Below are 11,701 nucleotides of genomic sequence, written 5' to 3' on the forward strand. Positions count from 1 at the left end.
AGAGGTGATTTCTGGAATCCCAAAAGCAAAACCCCCGATCCTTGCGGGACCGGGGGTTTGGCGGGATATTAGCCTGACGATGACCTACTTTCACACGGGAATCCGCACTATCATCGGCGCTGACTCGTTTCACTGTCCTGTTCGGGATGGGAAGGAGTGGGACCAAGTCGCTATGGTCATCAGGCTTAAACTTTGTGGCCTGCTGCTGAGAGCAGCAAGCCCAATTTGTAGAGTTGCAGAAGTTTGTGTTCTGCTTGAATCAGCGTTTGTATTTGATTGCGTCTTCAGACTTCTGAAGAACGACGTCACTTGAATACCGTCACTTCGACTGTGAAGTCAAAGTTATAGGGTCAAGCCTCACGAGCAATTAGTACTGGTTAGCTTAACGCATTACTGCGCTTCCACACCCAGCCTATCAACGTCCTGGTCTCGAACGACTCTTCAGGGGGCTCAAGGCCCCGGCAAGACTCATCTTGAGACGAGTTTCCCGCTTAGATGCTTTCAGCGGTTATCTCTTCCGCACATAGCTACCCGGCGATGCCACTGGCGTGACAACCGGTACACCAGAGGTGCGTCCACTCCGGTCCTCTCGTACTAGGAGCAGGCTCTCTCAATCTTGCAGCGCCCACGGAAGATAGGGACCAAACTGTCTCACGACGTTTTAAACCCAGCTCACGTACCTCTTTAAATGGCGAACAGCCATACCCTTGGGACCGGCTACAGCCCCAGGATGAGATGAGCCGACATCGAGGTGCCAAACACCGCCGTCGATATGAACTCTTGGGCGGTATCAGCCTGTTATCCCCAGAGTACCTTTTATCCGTTGAGCGATGGCCCTTCCATACAGAACCACCGGATCACTTAGTCCTACTTTCGTACCTGCTCGACTTGTCAGTCTCGCAGTCAAGCACGCTTATGCCTATGCACTATCAGCACGATTTCCGACCGTGCCTAGCGTACCTTCGAACTCCTCCGTTACGATTTGGGAGGAGACCGCCCCAGTCAAACTGCCCACCATACACTGTCCCCAACCCGGATAACGGGCCAAGGTTAGAACCTCAAACACACCAGGGTGGTATTTCAACGTCGGCTCCACCTGATCTAGCGACCAGGTTTCAAAGCCTCCCACCTATCCTACACAGATCTGTTCAAAGTCCAATGTAAAGCTACAGTAAAGGTTCATGGGGTCTTTCCGTCTTTCCGCGGGGAGATTGCATCATCACAAACATTTCAACTTCGCTGAGTCTCTGGAGGAGACAGTGTGGCCATCATTACTCCATTCGTGCAGGTCGGAACTTACCCGACAAGGAATTTCGCTACCTTAGGACCGTTATAGTTACGGCCGCCGTTTACTGGGACTTCAGTCAAGAGCTTGCACCCCATCATTTAATCTTCCAGCACCGGGCAGGAGTCACACCCTATACGTCGACTTTCGTCTTTGCAGAGTGCTGTGTTTTTAATAAACAGTTGCAGCCACCGATTCTCTGCGGCCTCATTGGGCTTCGTTTGTACAACTTCACCTACTAAAGGCACACCTTCTTCCGAAGTTACGGTGTCAATTTGCCGAGTTCCTTCTCCAGAGTTCTCTCAAGCGCCTTAGAATACTCATCTCGCGCACCAGTGTCGGTTTGCGGTACGGTCGTCAATAGCTGAAGCTTAGTGGCTTTTCCTGGAAGCAGGGTATCACTCACTTCGTCTGCAAGCAGACTCGTTATCACACCTCAGCTAAGCCCTCCGGATTTGCCTAGAGGGCACGCCTACATGCTTGAACCGGGACTTCCAACACCCGGCTGAGCTAACCTTCTCCGTCCCCACATCGCACTATTGATCGGTACAGGAATATTGACCTGTTTCCCATCAGCTACGCATCTCTGCCTCGCCTTAGGGGCCGACTCACCCTACGCCGATGAACGTTGCGTAGGAAACCTTGCGCTTACGGCGAGGGGGCTTTTCACCCCCTTTAACGCTACTCATGTCAGCATTCGCACTTCTGATACCTCCAGCATCCCTCACGAGACACCTTCACAGGCTTACAGAACGCTCTCCTACCACGCACAGTAAACTGTGCATCCGCAGCTTCGGTAACTGGCTTAGCCCCGTTACATCTTCCGCGCAGGACGACTCGATCAGTGAGCTATTACGCTTTCTTTAAATGATGGCTGCTTCTAAGCCAACATCCTGACTGTTTTAGCCTTCCCACTTCGTTTCCCACTTAGCCAATTTTAGGGACCTTAGCTGGCGGTCTGGGTTGTTTCCCTCTTGAGTCCGGACGTTAGCACCCGGTGCTCTGTCTCCCAAGCTGTACTCATCGGTATTCGGAGTTTGCCAAGGTTTGGTAAGTCGCCATGACCCCCTAGCCTAAACAGTGCTCTACCCCCGATGGTAATACTTGAGGCACTACCTAAATAGTTTTCGGAGAGAACCAGCTATTTCCAAGTTTGTTTAGCCTTTCACCCCTATCCACAGCTCATCCGCTAGTTTTGCAACACTAGTCGGTTCGGACCTCCAGCACCTGTTACGGTACCTTCATCCTGGCCATGGATAGATCACTTGGTTTCGGGTCTACACCCAGCGACTGAACGCCCTATTCGGACTCGATTTCTCTACGGCTTCCCTATTCGGTTAACCTTGCCACTGAATGTAAGTCGCTGACCCATTATACAAAAGGTACGCAGTCACCCTTTCGGGCTCCTACTTTTTGTATGCATGCGGTTTCAGGATCTATTTCACTCCCCTCCCGGGGTTCTTTTCGCCTTTCCCTCACGGTACTTGTTCACTATCGGTCGATTACGAGTATTTAGCCTTGGAGGATGGTCCCCCCATGTTCAGACAGGATTTCACGTGTCCCGCCCTACTCTATTCGTGCCTAGTTCCACAATCAACATTTCTCATACGGGGCTATCACCCGCTATGGCCGGACTTTCCATTCCGTTCTGATATGCCAACTGCTAAAACACGAGGGCTACTCCAATTTCGCTCGCCACTACTTTCGGAATCTCGGTTGATGTCTTTTCCTCGAGCTACTGAGATGTTTCAGTTCACCCGGTTCGCCACGTATCCCTATGTATTCAGAATACGTTACCTCTTGCGAGGTGGGTTTCCCCATTCGGAAATCTCCGGATCAAAGCTTATTTGCCAGCTCCCCGAAGCTTATCGCAGGCTATCACGTCCTTCGTCGCCTGTAATCGCCAAGGCATCCACCACATGCACTTAGTCACTTGACCCTATAACTTTGACATCATTCGATGTCGTCAAGGACTGCCTCTCATCGTCTTGTATTCACGATGGAGGGTTTTGAGTATTCGCGTTTCGCCGTTCTTCATACTCTCTGATTGCTCAGAGTTGAAGTTCGTTGACGCAATCAAATGTCGCTGATGGCACGGTGCAAATCCCCCTTTACGAAGACTTGCTTTCCATCAGCAACGCTGATTCGACTCTACAAATTGTTAAAGAACAACAGCCGACTAATTAAAGTCAAAGACTGGCAAACCACAACATCACGCTTGATGCTCTGGTTTGCCAACCTTGGAGTGTCTCTCACGCCCTCTCGAGCATGAATTGGTGGAGGATGACGGGATCGAACCGACGACCCCCTGCTTGCAAAGCAGGTGCTCTCCCAGCTGAGCTAATCCCCCGTACAGATTTCTCTGCAGTTCGTGGTGGGTCTGGCTGGATTCGAACCAGCGACCCCCGCCTTATCAAGACGGTGCTCTAACCGACTGAGCTACAGACCCACGATTCGCATCGTCAGCCTGCCTCACGCGCTCACCTGTCAAGGCCAGCTCGGCAGGCTCACGTGTAAACACTCTTCTGTTCTTTTGTTCTACAGCCGATAAGTGTGGGCGCTTGAAGACGCTGTGCATTGGATCTCGCTGCTTAACTGCTGCATGCAGCAATCAAGTGCTCGACCATTTTCTAGAAAGGAGGTGATCCAGCCGCACCTTCCGATACGGCTACCTTGTTACGACTTCACCCCAGTCACGAACCCTGCCGTGGTAATCGCCCTCCTTGCGGTTAGGCTAACTACTTCTGGCAGAACCCGCTCCCATGGTGTGACGGGCGGTGTGTACAAGACCCGGGAACGTATTCACCGCGGCAAGCTGATCCGCGATTACTAGCGATTCCGACTTCACGCAGTCGAGTTGCAGACTGCGATCCGGACTACGACCGGGTTTCTGGGATTAGCTCCCCCTCGCGGGTTGGCAGCCCTCTGTCCCGGCCATTGTATGACGTGTGTAGCCCTACCCATAAGGGCCATGATGACCTGACGTCATCCCCACCTTCCTCCGGTTTGTCACCGGCAGTCTCATTAGAGTGCCCTTTCGTAGCAACTAATGACAAGGGTTGCGCTCGTTGCGGGACTTAACCCAACATCTCACGACACGAGCTGACGACGGCCATGCAGCACCTGTGTCCAGGTTCTCTTTCGAGCACTCCCACATCTCTGCAGGATTCCTGGCATGTCAAGGGTAGGTAAGGTTTTTCGCGTTGCATCGAATTAAACCACATCATCCACCGCTTGTGCGGGTCCCCGTCAATTCCTTTGAGTTTCAACCTTGCGGCCGTACTCCCCAGGCGGTCAACTTCACGCGTTAGCTACGTTACTGAGAAGAAACCCTCCCAACAACCAGTTGACATCGTTTAGGGCGTGGACTACCAGGGTATCTAATCCTGTTTGCTCCCCACGCTTTCGTGCATGAGCGTCAGTACAGGTCCAGGGGATTGCCTTCGCCATCGGTGTTCCTCCACATATCTACGCATTTCACTGCTACACGTGGAATTCCATCCCCCTCTACCGTACTCTAGCCGTGCAGTCACAAGTGCAGTTCCCAGGTTAAGCCCGGGGATTTCACACCTGTCTTGCACAACCGCCTGCGCACGCTTTACGCCCAGTAATTCCGATTAACGCTTGCACCCTACGTATTACCGCGGCTGCTGGCACGTAGTTAGCCGGTGCTTATTCTTCAGGTACCGTCATGAGTCCCCTTTATTAGAAGGAACCTTTTCTTCCCTGACAAAAGCGGTTTACAACCCGAAGGCCTTCTTCCCGCACGCGGCATGGCTGGATCAGACTTGCGTCCATTGTCCAAAATTCCCCACTGCTGCCTCCCGTAGGAGTCTGGGCCGTGTCTCAGTCCCAGTGTGGCTGGTCGTCCTCTCAGACCAGCTACAGATCGTCGGCTTGGTGAGCCTTTACCTCACCAACTACCTAATCTGACATCGGCCGCTCCAATCGCGCGAGGCCTTACGGTCCCCCGCTTTCACCCTCAGGTCGTATGCGGTATTAGCTGCTCTTTCGAGCAGTTATCCCCCACGACTGGGCACGTTCCGATGCATTACTCACCCGTTCGCCACTCGTCAGCACCTTGCGGCCTGTTACCGTTCGACTTGCATGTGTAAGGCATGCCGCCAGCGTTCAATCTGAGCCAGGATCAAACTCTACAGTTCGATCTTGAATTTACTCAACGGAATCGAACAAAGACTATTTACATAGCTTCATTCTCTTTCCGTGAGCGTTTAAAGTCCGAAGGACTTGGCATCCGTCTCCGGCTACCAGCACTTCGCTTCAAACGCCCACGCTTATCGGCTGTGAATTCTTAAAGAACATCCGCTTAACTCATCGCAATGTCTTGCGCTTCGTTCGCGTCGCTGACTTGTCATCAGCAGAGAAGCGAGATTATGAACGACTTTTTTGTCATCGTCAACACCTATTGCGAAGATTTTTCGTCTCGCAAGCGGCCTCGCTTTGCTCTGGGCCCTGGCTCTCACCAGGCTGCACCAGCACATGCAAGCACTGCGAGCAATGCTTGTATCTGCGTGCACAGATAGAAACGCCCGGTCACACGACCGGGCGTCTCGGGATATTAGCCTGACGATGACCTACTTTCACACGGGAATCCGCACTATCATCGGCGCTGACTCGTTTCACTGTCCTGTTCGGGATGGGAAGGAGTGGGACCAAGTCGCTATGGTCATCAGGCTTAAACTTTGTGGCCTGCTGCTGAGAGCAGCAAGCCCAATTTGTAGAGTTGCAGAAGTTTGTGTTCTGCTTGAATCAGCGTTTGTATTTGATTGCGTCTTCAGACTTCTGAAGAACGACGTCACTTGAATACCGTCACTTCGACTGTGAAGTCAAAGTTATAGGGTCAAGCCTCACGAGCAATTAGTACTGGTTAGCTTAACGCATTACTGCGCTTCCACACCCAGCCTATCAACGTCCTGGTCTCGAACGACTCTTCAGGGGGCTCAAGGCCCCGGCAAGACTCATCTTGAGACGAGTTTCCCGCTTAGATGCTTTCAGCGGTTATCTCTTCCGCACATAGCTACCCGGCGATGCCACTGGCGTGACAACCGGTACACCAGAGGTGCGTCCACTCCGGTCCTCTCGTACTAGGAGCAGGCTCTCTCAATCTTGCAGCGCCCACGGAAGATAGGGACCAAACTGTCTCACGACGTTTTAAACCCAGCTCACGTACCTCTTTAAATGGCGAACAGCCATACCCTTGGGACCGGCTACAGCCCCAGGATGAGATGAGCCGACATCGAGGTGCCAAACACCGCCGTCGATATGAACTCTTGGGCGGTATCAGCCTGTTATCCCCAGAGTACCTTTTATCCGTTGAGCGATGGCCCTTCCATACAGAACCACCGGATCACTTAGTCCTACTTTCGTACCTGCTCGACTTGTCAGTCTCGCAGTCAAGCACGCTTATGCCTATGCACTATCAGCACGATTTCCGACCGTGCCTAGCGTACCTTCGAACTCCTCCGTTACGATTTGGGAGGAGACCGCCCCAGTCAAACTGCCCACCATACACTGTCCCCAACCCGGATAACGGGCCAAGGTTAGAACCTCAAACACACCAGGGTGGTATTTCAACGTCGGCTCCACCTGATCTAGCGACCAGGTTTCAAAGCCTCCCACCTATCCTACACAGATCTGTTCAAAGTCCAATGTAAAGCTACAGTAAAGGTTCATGGGGTCTTTCCGTCTTTCCGCGGGGAGATTGCATCATCACAAACATTTCAACTTCGCTGAGTCTCTGGAGGAGACAGTGTGGCCATCATTACTCCATTCGTGCAGGTCGGAACTTACCCGACAAGGAATTTCGCTACCTTAGGACCGTTATAGTTACGGCCGCCGTTTACTGGGACTTCAGTCAAGAGCTTGCACCCCATCATTTAATCTTCCAGCACCGGGCAGGAGTCACACCCTATACGTCGACTTTCGTCTTTGCAGAGTGCTGTGTTTTTAATAAACAGTTGCAGCCACCGATTCTCTGCGGCCTCATTGGGCTTCGTTTGTACAACTTCACCTACTAAAGGCACACCTTCTTCCGAAGTTACGGTGTCAATTTGCCGAGTTCCTTCTCCAGAGTTCTCTCAAGCGCCTTAGAATACTCATCTCGCGCACCAGTGTCGGTTTGCGGTACGGTCGTCAATAGCTGAAGCTTAGTGGCTTTTCCTGGAAGCAGGGTATCACTCACTTCGTCTGCAAGCAGACTCGTTATCACACCTCAGCTAAGCCCTCCGGATTTGCCTAGAGGGCACGCCTACATGCTTGAACCGGGACTTCCAACACCCGGCTGAGCTAACCTTCTCCGTCCCCACATCGCACTATTGATCGGTACAGGAATATTGACCTGTTTCCCATCAGCTACGCATCTCTGCCTCGCCTTAGGGGCCGACTCACCCTACGCCGATGAACGTTGCGTAGGAAACCTTGCGCTTACGGCGAGGGGGCTTTTCACCCCCTTTAACGCTACTCATGTCAGCATTCGCACTTCTGATACCTCCAGCATCCCTCACGAGACACCTTCACAGGCTTACAGAACGCTCTCCTACCACGCACAGTAAACTGTGCATCCGCAGCTTCGGTAACTGGCTTAGCCCCGTTACATCTTCCGCGCAGGACGACTCGATCAGTGAGCTATTACGCTTTCTTTAAATGATGGCTGCTTCTAAGCCAACATCCTGACTGTTTTAGCCTTCCCACTTCGTTTCCCACTTAGCCAATTTTAGGGACCTTAGCTGGCGGTCTGGGTTGTTTCCCTCTTGAGTCCGGACGTTAGCACCCGGTGCTCTGTCTCCCAAGCTGTACTCATCGGTATTCGGAGTTTGCCAAGGTTTGGTAAGTCGCCATGACCCCCTAGCCTAAACAGTGCTCTACCCCCGATGGTAATACTTGAGGCACTACCTAAATAGTTTTCGGAGAGAACCAGCTATTTCCAAGTTTGTTTAGCCTTTCACCCCTATCCACAGCTCATCCGCTAGTTTTGCAACACTAGTCGGTTCGGACCTCCAGCACCTGTTACGGTACCTTCATCCTGGCCATGGATAGATCACTTGGTTTCGGGTCTACACCCAGCGACTGAACGCCCTATTCGGACTCGATTTCTCTACGGCTTCCCTATTCGGTTAACCTTGCCACTGAATGTAAGTCGCTGACCCATTATACAAAAGGTACGCAGTCACCCTTTCGGGCTCCTACTTTTTGTATGCATGCGGTTTCAGGATCTATTTCACTCCCCTCCCGGGGTTCTTTTCGCCTTTCCCTCACGGTACTTGTTCACTATCGGTCGATTACGAGTATTTAGCCTTGGAGGATGGTCCCCCCATGTTCAGACAGGATTTCACGTGTCCCGCCCTACTCTATTCGTGCCTAGTTCCACAATCAACATTTCTCATACGGGGCTATCACCCGCTATGGCCGGACTTTCCATTCCGTTCTGATATGCCAACTGCTAAAACACGAGGGCTACTCCAATTTCGCTCGCCACTACTTTCGGAATCTCGGTTGATGTCTTTTCCTCGAGCTACTGAGATGTTTCAGTTCACCCGGTTCGCCACGTATCCCTATGTATTCAGAATACGTTACCTCTTGCGAGGTGGGTTTCCCCATTCGGAAATCTCCGGATCAAAGCTTATTTGCCAGCTCCCCGAAGCTTATCGCAGGCTATCACGTCCTTCGTCGCCTGTAATCGCCAAGGCATCCACCACATGCACTTAGTCACTTGACCCTATAACTTTGACATCATTCGATGTCGTCAAGGACTGCCTCTCATCGTCTTGTATTCACGATGGAGGGTTTTGAGTATTCGCGTTTCGCCGTTCTTCATACTCTCTGATTGCTCAGAGTTGAAGTTCGTTGACGCAATCAAATGTCGCTGATGGCACGGTGCAAATCCCCCTTTACGAAGACTTGCTTTCCATCAGCAACGCTGATTCGACTCTACAAATTGTTAAAGAACAACAGCCGACTAATTAAAGTCAAAGACTGGCAAACCACAACATCACGCTTGATGCTCTGGTTTGCCAACCTTGGAGTGTCTCTCACGCCCTCTCGAGCATGAATTGGTGGAGGATGACGGGATCGAACCGACGACCCCCTGCTTGCAAAGCAGGTGCTCTCCCAGCTGAGCTAATCCCCCGTACAGATTTCTCTGCAGTTCGTGGTGGGTCTGGCTGGATTCGAACCAGCGACCCCCGCCTTATCAAGACGGTGCTCTAACCGACTGAGCTACAGACCCACGATTCGCATCGTCAGCCTGCCTCACGCGCTCACCTGTCAAGGCCAGCTCGGCAGGCTCACGTGTAAACACTCTTCTGTTCTTTTGTTCTACAGCCGATAAGTGTGGGCGCTTGAAGACGCTGTGCATTGGATCTCGCTGCTTAACTGCTGCATGCAGCAATCAAGTGCTCGACCATTTTCTAGAAAGGAGGTGATCCAGCCGCACCTTCCGATACGGCTACCTTGTTACGACTTCACCCCAGTCACGAACCCTGCCGTGGTAATCGCCCTCCTTGCGGTTAGGCTAACTACTTCTGGCAGAACCCGCTCCCATGGTGTGACGGGCGGTGTGTACAAGACCCGGGAACGTATTCACCGCGGCAAGCTGATCCGCGATTACTAGCGATTCCGACTTCACGCAGTCGAGTTGCAGACTGCGATCCGGACTACGACCGGGTTTCTGGGATTAGCTCCCCCTCGCGGGTTGGCAGCCCTCTGTCCCGGCCATTGTATGACGTGTGTAGCCCTACCCATAAGGGCCATGATGACCTGACGTCATCCCCACCTTCCTCCGGTTTGTCACCGGCAGTCTCATTAGAGTGCCCTTTCGTAGCAACTAATGACAAGGGTTGCGCTCGTTGCGGGACTTAACCCAACATCTCACGACACGAGCTGACGACGGCCATGCAGCACCTGTGTCCAGGTTCTCTTTCGAGCACTCCCACATCTCTGCAGGATTCCTGGCATGTCAAGGGTAGGTAAGGTTTTTCGCGTTGCATCGAATTAAACCACATCATCCACCGCTTGTGCGGGTCCCCGTCAATTCCTTTGAGTTTCAACCTTGCGGCCGTACTCCCCAGGCGGTCAACTTCACGCGTTAGCTACGTTACTGAGAAGAAACCCTCCCAACAACCAGTTGACATCGTTTAGGGCGTGGACTACCAGGGTATCTAATCCTGTTTGCTCCCCACGCTTTCGTGCATGAGCGTCAGTACAGGTCCAGGGGATTGCCTTCGCCATCGGTGTTCCTCCACATATCTACGCATTTCACTGCTACACGTGGAATTCCATCCCCCTCTACCGTACTCTAGCCGTGCAGTCACAAGTGCAGTTCCCAGGTTAAGCCCGGGGATTTCACACCTGTCTTGCACAACCGCCTGCGCACGCTTTACGCCCAGTAATTCCGATTAACGCTTGCACCCTACGTATTACCGCGGCTGCTGGCACGTAGTTAGCCGGTGCTTATTCTTCAGGTACCGTCATGAGTCCCCTTTATTAGAAGGAACCTTTTCTTCCCTGACAAAAGCGGTTTACAACCCGAAGGCCTTCTTCCCGCACGCGGCATGGCTGGATCAGACTTGCGTCCATTGTCCAAAATTCCCCACTGCTGCCTCCCGTAGGAGTCTGGGCCGTGTCTCAGTCCCAGTGTGGCTGGTCGTCCTCTCAGACCAGCTACAGATCGTCGGCTTGGTGAGCCTTTACCTCACCAACTACCTAATCTGACATCGGCCGCTCCAATCGCGCGAGGCCTTACGGTCCCCCGCTTTCACCCTCAGGTCGTATGCGGTATTAGCTGCTCTTTCGAGCAGTTATCCCCCACGACTGGGCACGTTCCGATGCATTACTCACCCGTTCGCCACTCGTCAGCACCTTGCGGCCTGTTACCGTTCGACTTGCATGTGTAAGGCATGCCGCCAGCGTTCAATCTGAGCCAGGATCAAACTCTACAGTTCGATCTTGAATTTACTCAACGGAATCGAACAAAGACTATTTACATAGCTTCATTCTCTTTCCGTGAGCGTTTAAAGTCCGAAGGACTTGGCATCCGTCTCCGGCTACCAGCACTTCGCTTCAAACGCCCACGCTTATCGGCTGTGAATTCTTAAAGAACATCCGCTTAACTCATCGCAATGTCTTGCGCTTCGTTCGCGTCGCTGACTTGTCATCAGCAGAGAAGCGAGATTATGACTGAATTTCTTTCGTATCGTCAAGCGTTTTTTGAAATTTGTTTTTCAACAGTTTTCAACGCCCGGCGAAACATTCAGTTCCCGCCCCGCATCAGGATCGAAATCCTTTTGCGTCTTCACTGCCTCTGTTCGCGCTTCGTTTCAAAGCACTGCATCAGCAGCGAAGCCTTAGACTGTAGCACAGCTTTTTCGGCCTGCGCAAGAGATTCGAGAGAAATTCCTG

Annotated in this window: 4 tRNA genes and 6 rRNA genes; all 10 read right to left on the bottom strand. The window is 52.3% G+C overall.

Features of this window, described 5'->3' with window-relative positions:
• Positions 1–71 precede the first annotated feature (71 nt).
• Positions 72–184: ribosomal RNA gene (gene rrf / locus H5407_RS22835) — 5S ribosomal RNA — on the bottom strand.
• Positions 185–346: 162 nt separating this feature from the next.
• Positions 347–3,224, bottom strand: a 23S ribosomal RNA gene (locus H5407_RS22840).
• A 335-nt stretch (positions 3,225–3,559) separates the two neighbouring features.
• A tRNA-Ala gene (locus H5407_RS22845) sits at positions 3,560–3,635 on the bottom strand.
• A gap of 22 nt (positions 3,636–3,657) precedes the next feature.
• Positions 3,658–3,734 (bottom strand) — tRNA-Ile (locus tag H5407_RS22850).
• Positions 3,735–3,919: 185 nt separating this feature from the next.
• Positions 3,920–5,448, bottom strand: a 16S ribosomal RNA gene (locus H5407_RS22855).
• A 419-nt stretch (positions 5,449–5,867) separates the two neighbouring features.
• A 5S ribosomal RNA gene (gene rrf, locus H5407_RS22860) occupies positions 5,868–5,980 on the bottom strand.
• A gap of 162 nt (positions 5,981–6,142) precedes the next feature.
• A 23S ribosomal RNA gene (locus H5407_RS22865) occupies positions 6,143–9,020 on the bottom strand.
• Positions 9,021–9,355: 335 nt separating this feature from the next.
• Positions 9,356–9,431: transfer RNA gene (locus tag H5407_RS22870), tRNA-Ala, on the bottom strand.
• 22 nt (positions 9,432–9,453) lie between these two features.
• Positions 9,454–9,530: transfer RNA gene (locus tag H5407_RS22875), tRNA-Ile, on the bottom strand.
• 185 nt (positions 9,531–9,715) lie between these two features.
• A 16S ribosomal RNA gene (locus tag H5407_RS22880) occupies positions 9,716–11,244 on the bottom strand.
• Together the 16S, 23S and 5S rRNA genes with 4 tRNA genes alongside form the textbook arrangement of a ribosomal RNA operon.
• Between the last annotated feature and the right edge of the window lie 457 nt (positions 11,245–11,701).

The organism is Mitsuaria sp. WAJ17 (assembly GCF_014174515.1).
Taxonomy (GTDB): domain Bacteria; phylum Pseudomonadota; class Gammaproteobacteria; order Burkholderiales; family Burkholderiaceae_C; genus Roseateles_B.